This is a genomic window from Colwellia sp. BRX8-5 (assembly GCF_014077325.1).
Taxonomy (GTDB): Bacteria; Pseudomonadota; Gammaproteobacteria; order Enterobacterales; family Alteromonadaceae; genus Colwellia_A.
Window position 1 is genome coordinate 110,204 of the sequence record NZ_JACGVR010000002.1, and the last position, 20,967, is coordinate 131,170.

At 39.4% G+C, this 20,967-nt stretch carries 17 protein-coding genes; 9 read left to right on the forward strand and 8 right to left on the reverse strand.

The genetic code is table 11. The features are described 5' to 3' along the window. The first annotated feature begins 168 nt into the window (after positions 1–168). From gltB to H4J62_RS02050, 5 genes are all read left to right on the forward strand, one after another. Entirely contained in the window at positions 169–4,629 is a 4,461-nt protein-coding gene (gene gltB, locus H4J62_RS02030; protein ID WP_182214605.1) for a glutamate synthase large subunit, read from the forward strand. Between the two features lie 33 nt (positions 4,630–4,662). Further along, entirely contained in the window at positions 4,663–6,078 is a 1,416-nt protein-coding gene (locus H4J62_RS02035; RefSeq protein WP_182214432.1) for an FAD-dependent oxidoreductase, read from the forward strand. A 174-nt stretch (positions 6,079–6,252) separates the two neighbouring features. Beyond that, positions 6,253–7,011 (forward strand): ABC transporter substrate-binding protein, encoded by a 759-nt coding sequence (locus H4J62_RS02040; RefSeq protein WP_182214433.1) that lies wholly within the window; start codon positions 6,253–6,255, stop codon positions 7,009–7,011. A gap of 110 nt (positions 7,012–7,121) precedes the next feature. Continuing rightward, positions 7,122–7,985 carry a YicC/YloC family endoribonuclease gene (locus tag H4J62_RS02045; RefSeq protein WP_182214435.1) on the forward strand — a complete coding sequence of 288 codons (864 nt, stop codon included), beginning with the start codon at positions 7,122–7,124 and terminating at the stop codon, positions 7,983–7,985. A gap of 138 nt (positions 7,986–8,123) precedes the next feature. Then, positions 8,124–8,789, forward strand: coding sequence for a YceH family protein (locus H4J62_RS02050; protein ID WP_070375507.1), 666 nt, complete (start codon positions 8,124–8,126; stop codon positions 8,787–8,789). A gap of 59 nt (positions 8,790–8,848) precedes the next feature. Here H4J62_RS02050 and H4J62_RS02055 read toward each other — a convergent pair whose 3' ends face one another. The 4 genes from H4J62_RS02055 to H4J62_RS02070 all read right to left on the reverse strand — a co-directional run bounded on the left by H4J62_RS02055 (position 8,849) and on the right by H4J62_RS02070 (position 12,620). Then, positions 8,849–9,454, reverse strand: a complete 606-nt coding sequence (locus H4J62_RS02055; protein WP_182214437.1) for an HAD family hydrolase — start codon at positions 9,452–9,454, stop codon at positions 8,849–8,851. 238 nt (positions 9,455–9,692) lie between these two features. Beyond that, positions 9,693–11,402 carry a GMC family oxidoreductase gene (locus H4J62_RS02060; RefSeq protein ID WP_182214438.1) on the reverse strand — a complete coding sequence of 570 codons (1,710 nt, stop codon included), beginning with the start codon at positions 11,400–11,402 and terminating at the stop codon, positions 9,693–9,695. Continuing rightward, positions 11,399–12,118: a gluconate 2-dehydrogenase subunit 3 family protein gene (locus H4J62_RS02065; protein ID WP_182214440.1), complete on the reverse strand. Its 720-nt coding sequence runs from the start codon at positions 12,116–12,118 to the stop codon at positions 11,399–11,401. The genes H4J62_RS02060 and H4J62_RS02065 overlap by 4 nt, the downstream gene beginning before the upstream one ends. A 4-nt stretch (positions 12,119–12,122) precedes the next feature. After that, positions 12,123–12,620, reverse strand: coding sequence for a thioredoxin family protein (locus H4J62_RS02070; protein ID WP_083277985.1), 498 nt, complete (start codon positions 12,618–12,620; stop codon positions 12,123–12,125). Between the two features lie 154 nt (positions 12,621–12,774). On the opposite strand from H4J62_RS02070, the gene rph reads away from it, so the two are divergent. Continuing rightward, positions 12,775–13,488 carry a ribonuclease PH gene (gene rph / locus H4J62_RS02075; RefSeq protein WP_070375502.1) on the forward strand — a complete coding sequence of 238 codons (714 nt, stop codon included), beginning with the start codon at positions 12,775–12,777 and terminating at the stop codon, positions 13,486–13,488. A 26-nt stretch (positions 13,489–13,514) separates the two neighbouring features. After that, complete coding sequence (pyrE, locus tag H4J62_RS02080) at positions 13,515–14,168, forward strand: orotate phosphoribosyltransferase (protein ID WP_182214442.1); 654 nt, start codon at positions 13,515–13,517, stop codon at positions 14,166–14,168. A gap of 123 nt (positions 14,169–14,291) precedes the next feature. Here pyrE and H4J62_RS02085 read toward each other — a convergent pair whose 3' ends face one another. The 3 genes from H4J62_RS02085 to bioH all read right to left on the reverse strand — a co-directional run bounded on the left by H4J62_RS02085 (position 14,292) and on the right by bioH (position 16,588). Next, entirely contained in the window at positions 14,292–15,275 is a 984-nt protein-coding gene (locus H4J62_RS02085; RefSeq protein WP_182214444.1) for a putative metalloprotease CJM1_0395 family protein, read from the reverse strand. 3 nt (positions 15,276–15,278) lie between these two features. Next, complete coding sequence (locus tag H4J62_RS02090) at positions 15,279–15,593, reverse strand: hypothetical protein (RefSeq protein ID WP_182214446.1); 315 nt, start codon at positions 15,591–15,593, stop codon at positions 15,279–15,281. Positions 15,594–15,787: 194 nt separating this feature from the next. Further along, a complete protein-coding gene (bioH, locus tag H4J62_RS02095) occupies positions 15,788–16,588 on the reverse strand; it encodes a pimeloyl-ACP methyl ester esterase BioH (RefSeq protein WP_220465216.1) in 801 nt (266 codons plus the stop codon). A gap of 68 nt (positions 16,589–16,656) precedes the next feature. Between bioH and H4J62_RS02100 the strand changes: the two genes are divergently transcribed. Further along, the gene (locus H4J62_RS02100; RefSeq protein WP_182214447.1) at positions 16,657–17,463 is read left to right on the forward strand and encodes a ComF family protein; all 807 of its coding nucleotides are present in this window, start codon (positions 16,657–16,659) and stop codon (positions 17,461–17,463) included. 61 nt (positions 17,464–17,524) lie between these two features. Here the strand turns inward: H4J62_RS02100 and H4J62_RS02105 are convergent, their stop codons facing one another. Beyond that, a complete protein-coding gene (locus tag H4J62_RS02105) occupies positions 17,525–20,101 on the reverse strand; it encodes a M14 family zinc carboxypeptidase (protein WP_182214449.1) in 2,577 nt (858 codons plus the stop codon). A 244-nt stretch (positions 20,102–20,345) separates the two neighbouring features. On the opposite strand from H4J62_RS02105, the gene nfuA reads away from it, so the two are divergent. Beyond that, positions 20,346–20,924 carry a Fe-S biogenesis protein NfuA gene (nfuA, locus tag H4J62_RS02110; protein ID WP_070375496.1) on the forward strand — a complete coding sequence of 193 codons (579 nt, stop codon included), beginning with the start codon at positions 20,346–20,348 and terminating at the stop codon, positions 20,922–20,924. Positions 20,925–20,967 lie beyond the last annotated feature (43 nt).

Consider the following 20,967-nt stretch of genomic DNA (forward strand, 5'->3'; position numbering starts at 1 on the left):
CAAAAACTACGAGCAAATACTCTATTTTGATTGACCTTTTATCGATAAGTGTTTAATGTGAAGGGTTCCACCTGAGTGAAAACAGAGTATTTATGCATTATTTGTATAACTTTATTCCTTTAACATGTTCTCTGTGCTCAAGTGGTTATTTCCTGAGGAGAAAATAACATCATGCTTTACGATCACAGCGTTCAAAAAGACAACTGCGGATTCGGCTTAATTGCTCACCAACAAGGTGAAGCAAGTCATAAACTAGTAAAAACGGCAATTCATGCCCTTGATCGCATGCAACATCGTGGCGGTATTGCTGCTGATGGTAAAACAGGTGACGGTTGTGGCTTGTTGATGCAAAAACCTGATACCTTCTTTCGAGCTATTGCCGAAGAAAACAACTGGAAGCTTGGCAAAAAATACGCTGTAGGTATGATTTTCCTCAATCCTGACCCTATTCAAGCCGCTTTAAGTAAAAAGATTCTTGAAGAAGAGTTAGCGCGTGAAACCCTAACACTTATTGGCTGGCGCATAGTGCCTACTGATACTTCTATGCTAGGTGAGACCGCTGTCAATAACATGCCGCAAATAGAGCAGGTTTTTGTTGATGCTCCTCCGGGCTGGAGAAATCGAGATTTAGAACGCCGTTTATTTATGGCACGTCGTCGTGCAGAAAAACGCATTGAAGATAGCGTTTTTTATGTGGCAAGTTTGTCGTGCTTGGTAACTATCTATAAAGGCTTAATGATGCCGGTAGACTTACCTAACTTTTATTTAGACCTTGCTGATATTCGCATGCAAACGGCCATTTGTGTTTTTCATCAACGTTTTTCAACCAATACTTCTCCACAATGGCATTTAGCACAGCCTTTTCGTTATTTGGCTCATAACGGTGAAATTAATACAATTAAAGGTAACCGACAGTGGAGTCGTGCCCGTACCCACATCTTTAAATCACCTTTATTACCCGATCTTCAAGATGCTGCGCCTTTTGTTAATGAAAGTGGTTCTGACTCATCATCACTAGATAACATGCTTGAATTATTCCTTGCTGGCGGTATGGATTTATACCGAGGTATGCGTTTGTTAATGCCACCTGCTTGGCAAAATAGTCCGTTAATGGATGAAGACTTAAAAGCGTTTTACGAATTTAATTCTATGCATATGGAACCATGGGACGGCCCAGCCGGCGTTGTAGTTACCAATGGTCGCCATGTTGCCTGTAATTTAGACAGAAACGGCTTACGTCCTGCTCGTTATGTTATTACTCGTGATGGCTTTATCACCCTTGCCTCTGAAGTAGGTATTTGGGATTACGGTGAAGATGAAGTGGTCGAAAAAGGTCGTGTTGGCCCAGGTGAAATGCTTGCCATTGATACTTACACCGGCAAAATATTCACTTCTACCGATATTGATGAAGAACTAAAAGTTCGCCACCCTTACCGTGAATGGTTGGATAAAAACATCCGCCGTTTAGTGCCCTTTCATCAACTCGATGCCGAACTTATTGGTAAGCGTATTTTTGATGATAAAGGCCTATCGCAATACCATAAAATGTTTAATTACAGTTACGAAGAAATTCATCAAATTGTAAAAACATTGGCTGAAAATGGCATGGAAGCAACGGGTTCTATGGGCGATGACACCCCTATGGCAGTACTTTCAAGCCAACCTCGTACAATTTATGATTATTTCCGCCAGCAATTTGCTCAGGTAACAAATCCCCCCATAGATCCATTACGTGAACGCTATGTTATGTCGCTGGGTACCTGCATTGGTCGTGAACATAATGTTTTTAACGAAACAACAGGCCATGCCGACAGAATTTTGTTTGCAACACCTATCTTAATGTATACCGGATTAAAGCAGCTACGTGAACTTGCCCCAGAGCATTACCGCAGCGACACTCTGAACTTAAATTACCGCACAGAAGAAGGTTTAGAAGCGGCTATTATTCGTTTATGTGATGAAGCCGAAACATTAGTTCGTGATAAAAACACCGTTATTTTAATACTTTCAGACCGTCAAATTGATAAAGGGTTTTTACCTATACCTGCAGCGATGGCAGTTGGCGCAGTACAACAACGCTTAGTTGAAACACAATTACGTTGTGACTCAAATATAATTGTTGAAACGGCATCGGCAAGAGATTCACATCACTTTGCTGTGTTACTAGGTTTAGGCGCTACCGCTGTTTATCCTTACCTTGCTTTTGAGACAATTGAGCAATTAGTTGAACAAGGACAAATTGAGTTAACGGCGCGTCAAGCTGTAATGAACTATCGTGATGGCATTAATAAAGGCTTGTTGAAAATATTATCTAAGATGGGTATTTCAACAATCGCCAGCTACCGTTGTGCAGGTTTGTTTGAAGTGATTGGTTTGCATCAAAATATCATGCAAATATGCTTCCCTGATTTACCAAGTCGTATTCAAGGCGCTGATTTTTCAGACATAGAACAAGACAATATTAATCTTGCTCGTAAAGCCTTTTTAGCTCATCAAAAAGTCAATCACGGCGGCTTACTTAAGTATGTACATGGCGGTGAATACCACGCTTATAACCCTGATGTCGTAACTTACTTACAAAAAGCAGTTCAATCTGGCGATTATGCAGATTACCGCCTGTTTGCCGATCAAGTAAATAATCGCCCAGTGGCAACGTTACGTGATTTATTGGGCTTTAAAGAAGATACCCAAGCCATAGATATCAGCAAAGTAGAACCTGATACTGAAATGTTTAAACGCTTTGATAGTGCCGCTATGTCTATTGGTGCATTAAGCCCTGAAGCTCATGAAGCATTGGCAATTGCCATGAATCGTTTAGGCGGTTATTCAAATTCAGGTGAAGGAGGTGAAGACGAACGCCGCTTTGGTACCGTAAAAAATTCACGTATCAAACAAATTGCTTCTGGCCGATTTGGGGTGACACCGCATTACTTAGTTAATGCCGATGTACTACAAATAAAAGTCGCTCAAGGTGCAAAACCCGGCGAAGGTGGTCAATTACCCGGTGATAAGGTTTCACCGTTAATTGCTAAGTTGCGCTTTTCAGTACCCGGTGTGACCTTGATTTCTCCACCACCACATCATGATATTTATTCAATTGAAGATTTAGCTCAGCTTATTTTCGATTTAAAACAAGTTAACCCTAAAGCGGTTATTTCAGTAAAACTGGTTTCAGGACCTGGTGTTGGCACTATTGCTTCTGGTGTTGCTAAAGCTTACGCCGATTTTATTACCATTTCAGGTTACGACGGCGGTACTGCAGCTAGTCCATTGAGTTCGGTTAAGTATGCCGGTTGTCCATGGGAGTTAGGTTTAGCCGAAGCACACCAGTCATTAGTGACTAACGGTTTGCGTCATAAAGTACGTTTACAAGTTGACGGCGGATTAAAAACTGGTATCGATATTGTTAAAGCGGCAATTTTAGGCGCAGAAAGCTTTGGTTTTGGTACCGCGCCTATGGTCACTCTGGGCTGTAAATTCTTACGTATCTGTCATTTAAATAATTGTGCTACAGGTGTTGCAACACAAGACGATGTTTTACGTGAAAAATTCTTTAAAGGTTTACCTGAGCAAGTAATGAACTACTTTAAGTTTATTGCCCAAGAGGTACGTGAAATTTTAGCCCGTTTAGGAGTCGAAAGCTTAACAGCGATAATTGGTCGAACCGACCTACTCGTTCAATTGACAGGTTTAACAGCTAAGCAGCAAAAATTAGATTTATCACCTATTATTGCGCCTGTTGTAGCAGGTGCTGATACGGCTCTTTATCAAACAGAAGGAAATGAGCCCTTTGACAAAGGCGTATTAAATAAAGAAATATTGGCGGCTTGTACTGATGCTGTTTCGCATAGCGCAGGCGGTGAGTTCCGCTTTTCTATACAAAACACTGATCGTTCTGTCGGTGCATCATTATCGGGTGAAATTGCTCGTCATCATGGTGACCAAGGGATGGCGTCATCTCCTATTAAAATTTATCTTAATGGCACAGCTGGCCAAAGTTTTGGTGTTTGGAATGCCGGTGGCTTAGAAATGACCCTGACCGGTGATGCCAATGATTACGTTGGTAAAGGAATGACTGGCGGTAAGCTAACCATCAAGCCACCTAAAGGTGTTGAGTATTTAAGTCATAAAACCATGATTATGGGTAATACTTGTTTATATGGCGCAACCGGTGGCAGACTTTATGGCTGTGGCCGTGCGGGTGAGCGCTTTGCGGTGCGTAACTCGGGTGCTCATGCTGTAATTGAAGGCACTGGTGATCATGCTTGTGAATACATGACGGGTGGCATAGTGACCATTCTTGGGCAAGTTGGTGTAAACTTTGGTGCCGGTATGACAGGTGGTTTTGCTTATGTGTTTGATGAATCAGGTGATTTAGATGTCCGCTTAAATAGCGAATCTATCGAATTATTACCAATAAGTGATCTGACTATTCATCAAGAACATTTACGCGGTATTATTAACCAACATTTTGATGAAACAGGTAGTGCACGCGCTCAAGAAATATTAGCTGACTTTGATGCTTACGCACCACGATTTAAATTAGTTAAACCTACGGCAACCGATGTTAAAACCTTATTAGGTCATCGTAGTCGTTCATCTGCTGAACTTCGCGTTCAAGCACAGTAGTCGTGTCGAGAATGCGAATTAAGGGAAAACAGTATGAGTAAAAATGTTTATCAGTTTATCGATGTTAAACGCATCGATCCGCCTAAAAAAGCGATTGAACAACGTAAAATAAATTTTGTTGAAATCTATCAGCCATTGAGTACTGACCAAAGTGCTGGCCAAGCAGATCGTTGTTTAGATTGTGGTAATCCTTATTGTGAGTGGCAATGCCCTGTTCACAATTATATTCCACAATGGTTAGAGTTGGTTACCGAAGGTAAGATCTTTGAAGCTGCTGACTTATGTCATCAAACAAATAGCTTACCAGAAATGTGTGGCCGTGTTTGTCCACAAGATAGACTCTGTGAGTCTGCCTGTACATTAAACGAAGATTTTGGTGCGGTTACTATTGGTAATATCGAAAAATATATTACCGACACTGCCTTTGCACAAGGGTGGAAACCTGACTTATCAGACGTAGTAAAAGTGAACAAACGTGTTGCTGTTATTGGTGCTGGCCCTGCAGGTTTATCTTGTGCTGACGTACTAACACGTAATGGTATCGACGCTGTTGTTTACGACAAACATGCTCAAATAGGTGGCTTGCTCACTTTTGGTATTCCATCATTCAAACTAGAAAAAGATGTTATTCAAACGCGTCGTGAAATCTTTGAAGGCATGGGCATTGAATTTAGATTAAATGTCAATGTCGGTGTTGATATTACCATTGATTCATTAAGTGAAGAGTACGACGCGGTATTTTTAGCGCTCGGTACCTACACAGATATGACAGGTGGCTTTGAACACGAAGGCGCTGCTGGTGTTTATACCGCACTCGATTTCTTAATCGGTAATACACAAAACTTAATGAAAATTACTGAAAATGCTAAACCTTTTATTAGTTTTGAAAATAAGAAAGTCATTGTCCTCGGTGGTGGTGATACGGCAATGGATTGTGTACGTACCTCAATTCGTCAAAGTGCTACCGAAGTAACCTGTGCTTATCGTCGTGACGAAGCCAATATGCCGGGTTCACCACGTGAGGTTCAAAATGCTAAAGAAGAAGGTGTTAACTTTCAATTTAACATACAACCTCTTGATATTGCTGTTGATAAAGAAGGTAATGCCTGTGGTGTTAAATTTGTAAAAACTCAACTAGGCGCTGCGGATGCGAAAGGCAGAAGAAGCCCTGAACCGATAGCGGGTAGTGAGTTTATTATGGAAGCTGACGCCGTCGTTATTGCTTTTGGTTTCTTACCTAGTCCACCACAATGGATGAAAGATGCCGGTGTTGAAATAGATAAACGTGGTCTGGTGTTAGCCGCTGATAATAGCGAATTTGCTTTACAAACCACTAAACAAAATATTTTTGCCGGTGGTGATATGGTGCTAGGTTCAGACCTTGTTGTTACAGCTGTTGATCAGGGCCGCAAAGCAGCAATAGGTATTTTAGACTTTGTGCTAAGTTAACCTATATCTAGCGTTTATTTTAAAAAGCAGCTTAGGCTGCTTTTTTTTATGCCTAAATTTAATAATATAACCACCCATTCAAATAAAATGAGCTATATTAATAAAAATAAAAATCTTGGTTAAGGTTTATAAATAGTATTGCTACCGAGTATATTACGGATACTTAAAATATATATGATCAAATTATTTAACAATTATCTCACCATTTTAATAATAACTTTTTTCCTTTTATTGGTACCGTTTAATGGCAAAGCTGAAGTCATTGAAGTTGTTACCGAGCTTCTAGAGCCTTATCAAATTAAAAACCCGGATGGTAGCTTAGGTGGTTTTTCTACCGATGTCGTTGAAGCTTTATTTAAAATAACTGAAGACCATCCTAAGATTCAGGTAATGCCTTGGGCAAGGGCATACGACGTTGCACTTCATAACCCTAATGTTTTAATTTACTCTATTGCACATACAAAGCTTAGAAATAAAAAATTTCATTGGATCGGTGCCCTTAAAGAAGAGCGCTTATATTTTTGGGGATTAAAAAAACATTACCCTAAAACTAACTATAAAGTCTCCGCATTAAAAAACCGTAAGATCGCTGTTTCTAGAAATTCTAATTCAGCACAATATTTAATCGCTCAAGACTTCTCCAATATTTACCAACTTGCTAACGAGCGACAAACCATGAATATGCTATTTATTGATAGAGTTGACCTAATACTTGCCACACAAATCACCATAGAAACCAGAGCTAAAAATCTGGGCTATGATTTTAATGAGTTACAAAGGTTAAACGAAGTAGCCGCTTTAAATAACAAACTCAGTATTGCCTTTAGTCTTGATACGTCACCAACATTGATAAAAAAATACCAAACGGCATTTCAACAACTAGTAACCACAGGTCAACTTGCAAAAATTAAAGAAAAATGGAAATTAGATTAACCCTAGTATAAATAAAAATTCATTCTTTAAGCGTATAAAATATAGTAGCTACCTGATTACGCGTTTGGCATAATTACCTTAATTTTTAGATTCAGTAAACGGATAACAATATGATCCATAGTATGACGGCTTTTTCTCGCTTTGAAGTGAAAGGTGATTGGGGTAATGCAGTTTGGGAAATTCGATCTGTAAATCAACGATTTTTGGAAACTTACTTCCGTTTACCAGAACAATTTCGTAGCATTGAACCGGCATTGCGCGAGCGATTTCGTAAACAATTAAATCGTGGCAAAGTAGAGTGCAGCTTGCGTTTCAATGCTAACCCATCAGCAAAAAACAATTTATCACTTAATAAAGGCTTAGCTGAACAACTGTTACAGCACGCAGGTTGGATAAACGAACAAACACTTAATAGTCAATTAAATCCTTTAGAAATTATGCGCTGGCCTGGTGTCATGGAAGCTGAAGAAGCCGATATGACCAACATTCAAAAAGAAATTTTGGAAGGATTTGAACAAGCGCTAAAAGACTTTATTGATGCTCGGGCAAGTGAGGGAGAAAACTTAAAAGTATTAATTGAACAACGCCTTGAAGGTATTGTTGAGCAGTCAGACAAAGTAAAAGCATTTATGCCTGAAATCATTGCATGGCAGCGTAAGCGGATCACCGATAAATTCACCGACGCCAAAATTGAGCTTGATTCAAGCCGAGTTGAACAAGAGCTAGTGTTACTTGCGCAAAAAATGGATGTTGACGAAGAAATTGATCGCCTATTTAGCCATGTAAAAGAGACAAGAAGCATCCTAACAAAAGGTGGTGCACAAGGTCGTCGCCTAGATTTTATGATGCAAGAATTTAATCGTGAAGCGAATACCTTAGGATCTAAATCGATTAATGTTGATATCACCAATGCAGCTGTCGAACTAAAAGTACTTATCGAGCAAATGCGTGAGCAGATCGCGAATATCGAATAGGTATTAAGTAGGTTTGATTCTTTTAAAAGCCATAGCAAACTATGGCTTTTTTTATGACTGATAAAACAACTTAACATAGTAAATATAGACATAGCTTGGTATAACATTAGCAAAGACTTTTGTCAGGAAACTTTAAAAATGATCACACTATCCGCCAACCAATGCCGCATTATTGGTGTAATGCTTGAGAAAGAAATCACAACACCTGAGCAATATCCACTCTCATTAAATGGTATTACCCTAGGCTGTAATCAAAAAAGTAACCGTGAGCCGGTAACGAATTTTTCTGAAAGTGATGTGCAAAACTTAGTCGATGAATTGGTAGAAATGAATCAATTAATGGTAGATAGAAAAGCTTCGGTAAGGGTAAATAAATATTTTCATCGTTTTTGTGATACTGAGTTTGGTCATTTAAAATTTACACGCCAGCAAAAAGCCATTATTTGTGTGTTATTACTAAGAGGGCCGCAAACCCCGGGAGAGTTAAGAACTCGTACCAATCGTTTAGCTGACTTTACCGATGTCAGTGAAGTTGAAACGACTTTGCATCAATTGCAAAATTTAAACAGTAAGATATTAGTCAAAAAGCTAGCGCGAGAGCCTGGCAAACGTGATTCTCGCTACGTTCATTTACTTTCTGATACCCATGAAAATCAATTAGCTGATACTAACATTGTCGATATAGACGATAGTTCATCTGAAAATCAGCCTCGTCTGGAGCAAAGAGTAGCAGATCTAGAAAGGCAAGTTACCGTATTGAGCGAACAAGTATCATGCCTAACAGCATTACTTGAAAATAAGTAATTAACGATTTAATGTGCATGAAAATCTGCAGTAAAGAACATACACTGCAGATAATTCCATTATGCATGTTCTACAATCGATACTTGCTTAATTGTCTCGCTTAATTCATTAAGGTCGAGAACGACAACATCTGCCAAATTTTCATAGCTTGCTGTTATACCATAATTGATAAGACAAGACATGGTGTTAGCATTTCGCGCCGCTTGCAAGTCATATAAATAATCACCGACATACAATAAATTTTCAGGGGCTATCTGCCAAAGCTCGGCTAAATGTAGTAACGCATCAGGAGCTGGTTTGGCTTTGTGATCTTCTCGGGTCAGTAATATCTCAATATCGATATTATTGTTTTTTACTTTTATCGTCGCTGCTTGTCGACAATTTCTGGTAACAATCGCACAAGGTAAAGACAACTCAGCTAATAAAGTTAAAATTTGGTCGGTTCCCGCCAACTTATTTGCTGTCCTAGCATCATTTATTTCATATTCTACTATCACCTCATGAGCTTCAACTTGATGATGTTCTGGTAAAGCATCAATAAAATCTAATAAATCGATGCCTTTTGGACACCCCAAGGAAGCTCTTATACTGTCAAAATCTAAAGATGAAGAGACCAAGGTGTTGTCGAGATCAAATATCACCCCTAATGGTTTATGTGCTAACAATACTGTATTACTCCTCGTTATCGGACAAACGAATTAAGTGTAATAATAACATTCGCTTTGATTAGCAATTTATTACACCAAGTTATAATTAAACTGTGCAGTAATACGTGGCTATAGCGAATTCAGATCAGACTCGTCGATTAGCCTTAGAAAATTGATGTCTCGTTAAAACCTAATCAATAAACTGTTGTGAGGGTATGCTTTTATCTCCTCACAACACTCCCCCCAATAACAATGGCTAAATGATAGACTCTTGCCAACGGTGTTTAATATGCTCTGCAACTCGAAATGCATTGGCATAAATGGTAAACGTGTAGGGAACACTACCGCCTGTGGGCATAAATGAGCCATCAGTAACATATAAATTATTGACTTCATGGGCTTGACAGTATTTATTCAATACCGATGTTTTGGGGTCATTACCGAACCGGCAACCTCCTGCCATTAAGTTTGTTGGCGGGTAGCTGCTAACAGAGCTAGTAATATTTTTTGCGCCCATACTTTCCAGCAACTTCTTGCCTTTCTCCGCTAGATACTCTCCAACCACCCTATCATGTTGGTGTGCACCAATTCTTACCTTGGCGACTGCTTGCCCCCATTTATCAGTGACTTCTGGGTCTAAACTAACAAAACAATCGTCGGTGGGTAACCAGTCATTAAAGACTTCAAAACGTAAGGTTTTATAAGTGGTAAATTCTTCTTTTAAGTTTTTCTGTAATTGCTCGCCCCACACTAACTCATTTGCATCATTGAATTGTTGCCCTTGTGCACGAGCAATAGGGTTTTGATAAAAGAGAAAGTCTATGGTGCCGCCTTTCGCTTGACCTTGTTGATTAGCACCAGAGAAGCTTTTATCGTCAATTTGATACCAGTCTTGTAAAGCACGATTTATAAAAGGGCCAACTTGCTTTAATTGAGCTTGCTTTTGCGTTGTTAAATCAGCAAATAAAAAGTCCCCTTTACCTGTACCTCCACCACTAAACACTAAATTCTTACCCACTTGTCCGCTATTGTTCGCAAGCCCTTGTGGGAATTTTTTCCCTTTGGAAGCCAGCAATAAACGTGATGTTTCAACCGCTTGACAAGCAACAACATAAATTTTTGCTGTGGCTTTTTGTTCTCGACCTTGTGAGTCGTAATAATGGATGGCAGATATTTTACCTTCATCATCACTCGCTATATGATAAACCTTAGCATTCGCTTTAATGGTTAAATTTCCCGTTGCCACGGCATGGTTTAACAAAGCAGCTCGACCACTACCTTTGGCACCGGTTGAACAACCATAGCTACTACAATACCCTGAATACTCGCAACTTTTTCGTCCCATGGCTGGAGTCGATAAGATGGCACGAGGTACTGGCAATGAGTGATAGCCAATATTTTTTGCTGCTTTGTCAATCCAGTCTGATACTTGATGATCAACTAATGGCGGGTATGGGAAATCGGTTGAGCGTGGTTCTTGATGAGGGTGTGAAACAACTTTCCCCGAGACACCAACATCTCGTTCTACTTGCGCATAAAAAGTTTCAAGCTCGTGGTAACTGATCGGCCAATCGACAATATTAGCGCCTTCAATATCACCAAAGGTTGACTTTAACTTAAAATCTACCGGCTTTAATCGATGAAAATAACCGCTCATAAAGTTAGATGAACCACCGACAACATTACCGTTCCAGAAGCTCCAGCCCGACTCACTTGTTGGCTCGCCTTGCCAATAGTTTTCTCCGTCAGCGGTTTGATATTCTTCTTCAATAACATGCTGTTCATCAGCCAGTTTGGGATTATAAGAATCACGTAAACTAATCGCTAATTCATCTTTGAAAAATTCTTTCTCGGTTAACCACGGACCTTTTTCCAGTATTAATACTTTAGCGCCAGCTTTCGCTAATGTATAAGCGACAGGTGAGGCCCCTGCACCACTACCAACTATGCAAATATCAAAACTCATGCTTTGTTACTTCCTTTAACTGTCGACCACTTTTTATTTGCTAATAAGTCTTTTGATTGAATAATGTTGTTGGCACTTTTGTCGCTGGTCACCGAACGTTTGGGTAACTCGAAATAACGTTGACCCGCTTCAGGTAATGGAAAGCCCGCTTGATGCTCTAGCCATTGCCAACCAGTACCTTTTGGATTACCGCCATAAGCAGGTGGCGATAACATAGCTTCAAAAATATAACCCAGTAGATTATTGAGCCAGTTTTCGCCCGCTCTCGAGCCACTGATCCCTCGTAACATAGTTTCTTTTTCGACTTTGCTTAACTCAGTAAAGTTTTTTTGTAATTGGTTTTGTGTATAACCATTTAACCAACCGACACCTTTAAAAATAAAGTCAATTTCACTTTTTTCAGTGGGTTGCTGATAAACAACGTTATATAAATAAATAACGACTTGTAACTCTTTGGCGCTTGGACCACTACTTGATTCTGGTAAGAGATGATCAAGCACGGCATTCAAGGTTAACCAAGGCTCTGCCTGCAAAGTCTCAAACACTTTATCTTTTTCATGTTGACTGAACGCTACCGCAGGAAGTGCAGAGATTGCCGTTGCTCCCGCCGCTGATTTTAATAATTTACGACGAGAAAACTTATGTGATAACCAAGATGGTGTTTGATAATTTTTATCAAAGAAGCTGTTGATTTTATTTAATGCTGTACCTGACATTGATTTATCCTTTTGTCTCACTGCTTTGCCATTTATTAAGAAAGGCTAACCACTGCTCTTTAGAATATTGTTCACCAACGAGTAATTCGGCAGTATCTTTTGATAAAAGCATTTTACCGCTACTTGTTGATACGTACATATGAGGATAGCCTAAAACGGGTGGTAACGATTTCATAAACGCTTCATTTTCATTACTGTCACTGACGCTTATTTTTAACAAGACAAACTCACTATGGAGCTTCTGATAAACCTCAGGGTTTTCAGCCAAAAAAACATCCATTTTTTTACACCAACTGCACCAGTTGCCACCAATTTCAATTAGCACATTACGCTGAGTTTTTTGAGCTAGCTTTATTGCCGCATTCGCATCTTTAAAGGGATCACTTTTTTCATCATAGACTTTACTGTATTTAGGTAAATCATCAGCGTTAATGGCTGAGGCGGGTGTTATTAACAAAAAAGAAGCGAAAGTAACAAGCATTAACACAACAAAGCTTTTCATAAGTAGGCTCAATATAAATTAGGATATTGTAAAGTACTGCTAACTAGACCCTAATTAGATTAACTATATTTCAAATTGTTTTCACGTGATTATGTCAAATTTGTTGCTGAACGATTATAATGCGCAACAATTATTTCACCATAGGTATATTAACATGCGTCCAAGCGGCAGAACTCCAGGTCAAATACGTCCTGTAACCATTACTCGTCAATTTACTACTCATGCTGAAGGTTCAGTATTAATTGAATTTGGCGACACCAAAGTTATTTGTACTGCCTCAGTAGAAGTCGGTGTACCACGTTTTTTAAAAGGACAAGGTAAAGGTTGGATCACAGCAGAGTATGGCATGTTACCTCGCTCTACCCACACCCGTATGCGCAGAGAAGCAGCTAACGGCAAACAAAGTGGTCGTACGTTGGAAATATCTCGTTTAATCGCTCGTGCATTGCGCGCAGCTGTCGATTTGAAAGCCCTAGGTGAAAATACCATTAGCGTCGATTGCGATGTTATACAAGCTGATGGCGGTACACGTACTGCTTCCATTACCGGTGCTTGTGTCGCATTAGTCGATGCTTTAAATTATATGCGCGCTAAAGATATTATTAAAACTAATCCATTAAAGCATATGATAGCAGCAGTTTCTGTTGGTATTTATAAAGGTGAAGCCGTTTCGGATCTTGATTACCCAGAAGATTCTGCTGCCGATACCGATATGAATGTCGTTATGACAGACACAGGCAAATTGATTGAAATTCAAGGCACAGCAGAAGAAGCGCCGTTTAGTTTTGATGAAATGCACAATATGCTAGCGTTAGCAAAAGATAGTATTAACGAATTATTTGATTTACAAAAGTTAGCCCTTAGCTAAATACTCTGATTAAAGTGGGAATAAAGATGAAAGATTATCAACGTGAATTTATTGAATTTGCTCTAGCGAAAGAAGTACTTCGCTTTGGTGAATTCACTTTGAAGTCAGGCCGTACAAGTCCATACTTTTTTAATGCGGGTTTATTTAATACCGGCGGTGATTTAGCACGCTTAGGTCGTTTTTACGCACAAGCACTCGTTGATTCTACTATCGCGTTTGATTTGCTTTTCGGTCCAGCTTATAAGGGCATACCAATTGCAACCACCACTGCAGTAGCATTAGCTGATCATCACGGTATGGACATGCCTTATTGTTTTAACCGTAAGGAAGCAAAAACTCACGGTGAAGGTGGCAGCTTAGTTGGCTCTCCTTTACAAGGTAAGATAATGTTAGTGGACGACGTTATTACTGCCGGCACTGCTATTCGTGAATCAATGGAAATTATTAAGGCCCATGGCGCTCAATTGTCTGGTGTATTAATCGCTCTTGACCGCCAAGAAAAAGGCCAAGGTGAATTATCTGCTATTCAAGAAGTTGAACGTGACTTTGGTACAGAAGTTATTGCCATTGTTACCCTAGCTGACGTGGTTACTTACCTTGAAGAGAACCTTGCTTTGCAACCTGCATTAGCGACAAGTTTAGCGAGTATTAATAAATACCGTGAGAATTACGGTATTTAGCTGACAATCATTAATATCACTTTAGCTTAATGATACAAGCACAATAAAAAGCCTCATTATTTATTAATAATGAGGCTTTTTCTTTATAGCGCAATAACTTAAGAGGTTTAGGCTTAAGAGGTTTTAGGCCGTTAATTGGAAATGAAAACTGGGTTCTTTTTCATAAGCTTGAGTAATGCCAGCATAGAGGCTTTCAATTCTTAAAGCTCGCTCATCAACAGAACTATCACGGTTAGCTATAATTTCGTCCTGAGACGCTAACGTGCGATTAACTAGTGTATCAAAATCTTCTGTTTCTTGATTTTCTTCTGCTGAAAAGACATCACGAGACTTACCTTGGACGGTTACATTTTTTGCTTCACTGGTGTCTGCTGAACTAATCGCGGCCAGCTCTGTTTGCGCTTGTAAAATAGCTCGCGACGCTGAAGCTGCAACACGGGTGTCTTGAATTGATGGATCGGCAGGTGCTAGTGCGGCGGCATAGACCTTTTGCATTTTAGTTATGGTTGCTCTTGGATCGCCATTAACCGTAGAAAGGTCTACTGAAACTTCACCACCAACAGCATATTTCTTTCCGTCTGGACCCATTTCAAAAGTATATGAAGGTGAGCCCGTTGATGCGCCACCGACAGAAGCATGTGCCAATTCATGAGCACGTACTTCTTGATCTCTTAGTTGTAGCTCATTAATAATTCTTTGTTCGGTAAAAGCTTCTCGACTGTTAGGAGCCGGTTTGCCATCAGGGGAGCTTGCTGAATTTTGACCATTTTCACTATCATCTTCAATAGCATTTTCGTTTGCTAGAAAAGTCTCAGCTGAAGATTGTTGCTCTGATGAACCACTCTCGCGATTACTATCACCGCTAATCGTTTTTGTTGCTGATTCCGCCTGCTTGCGGATGCTTTCAAAATCAAAATTTTCATTATTCTGTGCAGGGGTTCTGCCTCTTTCTCTGTCAGAAGCTACCCCTTTTTCTGCTGGAGACTGGTTTGAGGCCGCTGGTTTTGCAATAACTTCGCGGATATTATTTTCACGACGCAAGCTATCCGTTTGCGGATTAACCGCAGTAGGAATAGACAGAGTAGGCGTTTGCGGCGTGATGTTCATCGGTTATGCTCGAACGTCTAATAGCGTGCCTAAAGTTTCATCAGCTGTTTGAATAACATCGGCGGACGCTTTCGCTTGAAATTCTGCAACTTTTAAATCGACAACGGCTTTGGTAAGGTCTGGTAATTCTGCTGAACTAGCATTCTTACTAGCTGTATCTGGGCTAGGTGCATTATCAGTATTGTTTTCTTGGCCAATACCAAAATCTTCAGGACTAACAGCTAAGTTAGCCGCAATATCTGCTGCAGCTTCTGTTACATCGCCTTGCGCTTTTTGAAAGCCTTGTAGACCACTTGTTAATGCTGATTGTATTTCCATAACAAACTCCTCTATACCTATTAACAGAATAACAATGTACAAATAAGTAAATACTAAATTTACAGACTTAATTTACATATTTAATTTAAATACTTAGCTTAAGTAATCGGCTTAAGTACTCAGTTTTTGCTATTTAACCCTGCAACATCTTTGTTCAATTATCATACAATACGACTAAAAAGTAAAGGATCGATTTATCGATAAGTACCTTCAACTAAAGGGGCTAGCCAAGTCGTTAGTGTTTCGATAAACGCCTCCGGGTGAGAAATAAAAGGTGCATGTGATGCCTGTTCAAAAATAACAACATCACTGTTAGGTGATAATGCAGTAATAGCTGTAATTGCCTTGCGCGGCACTAAGCCGTCAAGCTTTCCGTATAACCGCAAGTAGGGTATCGATATTTGGGCGAGACTTTCGCGCTGATCAACGGTTGTCAATAATTGCAGCGACTCATCTAAAGTTGATTTGGTTGGCATTGGAAACTGCATAACGAGTTCTCGTAGCAATTTAATATCATGACGTAAATGAGGGCTGCCCATCGCCTGAACTTTTAAAAAGTTATTAATCGTCTTGGCGGTATCTTCTGCTAGTTGTCGATGAAATATCGCTAAAACATCTGGCTTAATGCCAAACCAGTTCTCTTGCTCAACAAAACAAGGCGAGCTAGCGACCGTGATTAATGCTTTCACTTGCTTTGGAAAATTTAATGCTATTTCACTGGCAATCAAACCACCTAACGACCAACCTATATATACCGCAGGTTTTGCTACAGATTGCGCTATTAATGATGCAACTTCAGCTAAAGTATAAGGAGATATTGAGTGTTCTAAATTGGCACCAAAACCAGGTAAATCGACAGTGATCACTTCAAAGTGCTCTTTTAATACCTCGACACTCGGTTGCCAAACGCCTGAGTTTAATCCCCAGCCATGAATAAAAACTAGCGGAAGTCCGCACCCTTGACTCGATATTTTTAAAGTTTCTGCCATGCTCATAATAGAGGGTATTACCGTTAATTTTTATTACACGAAGTTAACGACAGTTTACTTAAAGAAGGTATTAAATGGAATTTAACCACGTAAAATTTATTCAATATTTAAAACAAAAATCATTTAACTTTATTGATCGTTTAAAGTTGTTTACAACACAATTAAGTTGTTGTGACTTATGTGGTGGTCGCTGTCAAAGCCAAGCGCTTATTTGTGATTTTTGCTTGGCTGATTTACCACTTTTTGATTTAAAAAAATTACACGGTGATTTATTAACCTGGCCAGCGATAAATACTATATTACCTAAAAGAATTTTTGATCAGTTAATCTCAGTATCAGCTTACCAATGGCCCATAGACTTATGGGTCAGGCAACTAAAGTATCACGGCCGTTTTGAATTAGTCCCTTTACTGAGTGTTTTATTATTTAAACAATGGAAAAACGCCTTACCGTATGAAAATAAACCTTATACGCATTGTCCCCATCAACCCTTACTATTGTCCGTACCAATACACATGAAAAAATGGCAAACGCGAGGCTTTAATCAAGCGCATTTATTGGCAGAAGATTTTGCCCGCCTTGCACAAATGCCCTATTGTCCAGATGCATTGCAGCGTATTAGTCACGATAAAAGCCAAGCGGGTCAAACCGGTGTTATTCGCCGTAAAAATTTACGCCATGCCTTTAAACTGTCAAGCGAATATTTAGTCAATAAAAGCGATCAACAATCACGTTTACCTGAACACGTATTGCTCCTTGATGATGTGGTAACAACAGGCTCAACGTGTAATGAAATTTGTCGTTTATTGAAAGCTAATGGCGTTAAAAAAGTTACCGTATTAAGCCTTTGTTTATCTTTACCTAATAACAAAATTCAATAAAAGTTAACTTATACGGTGTTAGCTTTACACAATTTAAATCTTTTCATCTTTCAACAAATTATTAATGAGTAGTAGAAGCGTTAAATGCTTTAGCAAAAAATAAGCTGTTCGCTATTAGCTTTGAACTGCCTAACCAATAGCCACGAAAAGCTAAATTGTCAGTACTGGCAATCACTCGCCCATTACCATAATTATGGGCGACTATAGCTGAAGAATTTGCCACTCGATTGACCATGTTTTTATCAGCATAACCGCTCAATAATGGCCGTGCATTATATTTCGCCACTGAGATAAACGGCTTTGAACTATGTTGCAAAATTAATGTACTGTTGCGAAATAACGGTAAACGGTTATCCGTATAACCATAAGCTAACGGATGCGAGATATCGAGTGTTGACTCAAAAATCGCGCCAGCAATACGTTTACGCCCAGCCAGTTTTTCTTTGTCTTGGTAGCGTACATTATCCGTATCAAATAACTGGTTGATTTCATTAGTAGTAACGAAGTTCATCGCCAGTAATTCATATTCTGATAAAAATTTAGCTGCTCGTTTCTGCCCAAAAATAACACCACCACTTTTTGTCCATGCCGCTATTTTATCGACATCATCTTGTCCAAGAGAATCGTATTTGCCATCAACCATAATAATATGACTATAACCACTTAACTCAATTTTTGCTAAACGCTGCTGCTCTACAACCGTTACAGGGATTGACAGGGTATCGTCAAGATAAAATAACATCTCTGCACTCTCGTATTGAGAAACGCCTTTACCACCAAGCATTAAAACCTTTACTGGCGATAATAACCGGAAAGAGCCACTACCTATATCGATACCTTTAACGGTTAATCCCGTCGACAAGCTATTAATAGGTATATCAATTTTTTGACTACTTTGCGTGACAATATCACGCCAATTTAATTGCGTTTGTATGCCCGCAGGAATAATAATACTGCCTCGCGCAAAATCTTTATTAACCATTTTTCCATCAAGTTTAAATCGTGACGAAAACGTTTTTGTAGCAACCTTTGCTTTAATACCTTTATTAAGTAAGTCATTGAGTAATTTGGGTGCTAAAAAATGATGCCACTCAAATGCGTAGGCATACGCCTGTTGCTCAATACCACTGTTATCCGCTATATTTGTTGGCTTCTCCCAAGCATTATCTGCCAGTTTTAGTCCCCAAGTACGACCAACCCGATAAAAGTCTATATCCATTGCCAGTGGCATTGTCCAACCCGAAACATCATAAAAGGTATTGTCTTCGAACTGAGTTTGCTGCGAAAATAACGCTTGAATAACTCGATACTGACGCTGGTCTAATGGCACATAGAAGCTATGTTCTTTAGCATAAACAACGCCAGCTAAACGAAAATCTTCAGTCAGCGGATAGACCTTAATCTGATGTTGTTTTAATTTATCAAGTAGGACGTTGAGGCGATAAGAATCATGTGTTTCATGTAATAAGTAGCCACTAAAGCTTTCTTGATCAGCCAATTTTTCTGACTCTTTATAAAAGTTTTTCTGGTAACTCAATAGCTTGGTCTTATTTTTCCATGCCCCCTCAATGGTCGAGAGTGAAGTTAATACGTGATTTTGAATACCAAACTCAAAGGTTAATAAGCCATTATCACTGTTTTGTTGCATACCTCGGCTACTTGCTTGTTCGAATAAAACACCGACTCCACCGTTAATGTCTGGGTAAGTAGAGCCTTTCCCGTAATAAAAGTCATCGAAATTTTCTTGGCTGTAATAAAGGCGATCATTTTTATCAAGTGCCTTCGCATGATAGGTTGCTAAAAGTTGTGTCATTTCTGTATTGGCACTTGGCGTTAATGGGTGAGTACGCGTTGGAATGCCTGGCTGAAAAAAGTAACTGCCATTGGCACTCATCTCATGAAAATCGCCTAATACATGAGGCTGATATTGGTGAAAATACGCTAATCTATGTTGACTTTCTTTTTGTGCGAGTAATAACCAGTCACGGTTAAGATCAAAACCAAAATGGTTGGTACGACCGGTAAGCCAACCTTGGTGATGCTCGATATGATTAGGATCCGCATTAGGTGTGCTGCCGCGATGCATATTCGCCCATTGCACAAATCTATCCATGCCATCAGGGTTAATACTTGGCTCAATAACAATCAGGGTATTTTCTAGCATTTGTTTTATATCAGTGTTTTCACTTGCCGCCAAATGATATGCCACGGCCATTGCCGCATTAGCGCCACTAATTTCATCACCGTGTACACTGTAGCCAAGCCAAATGACTAACGGTGAACTGATGTCATCGGCGCTCCCCGTGGCTGATCTTTTTGCCAATATTTTACTCAAATTAGCTAAATTATCTTTAGAAGAAATCGTCAATAGCACTTGCTGGCGTAGTTCTTGGGTCTGTCCAATATCCGTCAGTGTGATCCGCTCTGAGCTGTTTGCTAATACTTTGATGTAGTTGAGGAGTTGATCATGACGAATATGTCGCTCGCCAATGCCAAAGCCTAATGAGCTTTCTGGGGTTGGAATAGCTTGATTGTAAGTGTGATCGGCTGGTAAATAGTCGGTAACTTTTGCCGCATAACTCAATGGTGAAAAAATAAAAAAACCGACCAGCACGGCTAAAAACAATCGTGGTAACATAAAATATATCCTTGAATTCAATAACAATAAAATACCAAAATCTATCGAAACACACCAGAATAACTGTCTCTTTTTATCATATTGTTATTTCAATTAACTATAATTTCACTAGCGTATAGGTAGATAACAGCGTAAAATATTAATACCTGACTAAATTAGTCAGGTATTAATATTTTCAATCTCTAAGGTCCGTGAGAAACTTTAGAGAAATTTTGGTAACAAGTGTAAGAGAGTAATAACCGTGATGATCAATATTTCCGAAACAGCACAATCGCATTTCGCTAAATTATTAGAACAACAAGCAGAAGGCACAAGTATCCGTGTATTTGTTGTTAATCCAGGTACTGCTAGTGCAGAGTGTGGCGTGTCTTACTGCCCAGCTGACGCGATAGAACCTGAAGATATTGAAATGAAATTCGAACACTTCTCTGCTTATATTGACGGTGACAGTAAGCTGTACTTAGAAGATGCTGAAATAGATTTCACCACAGATCAAATGGGTTCACAATTAACCTTAAAAGCGCCAAATGCTAAATTAAGAAAAGTAAATGACGATGCGCCATTATTCGAACGTGTTGACTACTTCTTAAAAGCAGAAGTTAATCCACAGTTAGCTGGCCATGGTGGCGAGTGTACGTTAATGGAAATTACTGACGACGGCTTCGCTATTCTACAATTTGGTGGTGGCTGTAATGGTTGTAGTCAAATTGATGTCACTGTAAAAGATGGTATCGAAAAGCAACTTCTCGAAACAATGGCAGGCGAGATAAAAGGTGTTCGTGATATGACTGAACACGAACGTGGTGATCATTCTTACTATTAAGTTATTTGTTCGTTAACCTGACAACTATACTGACTGCTGAGTT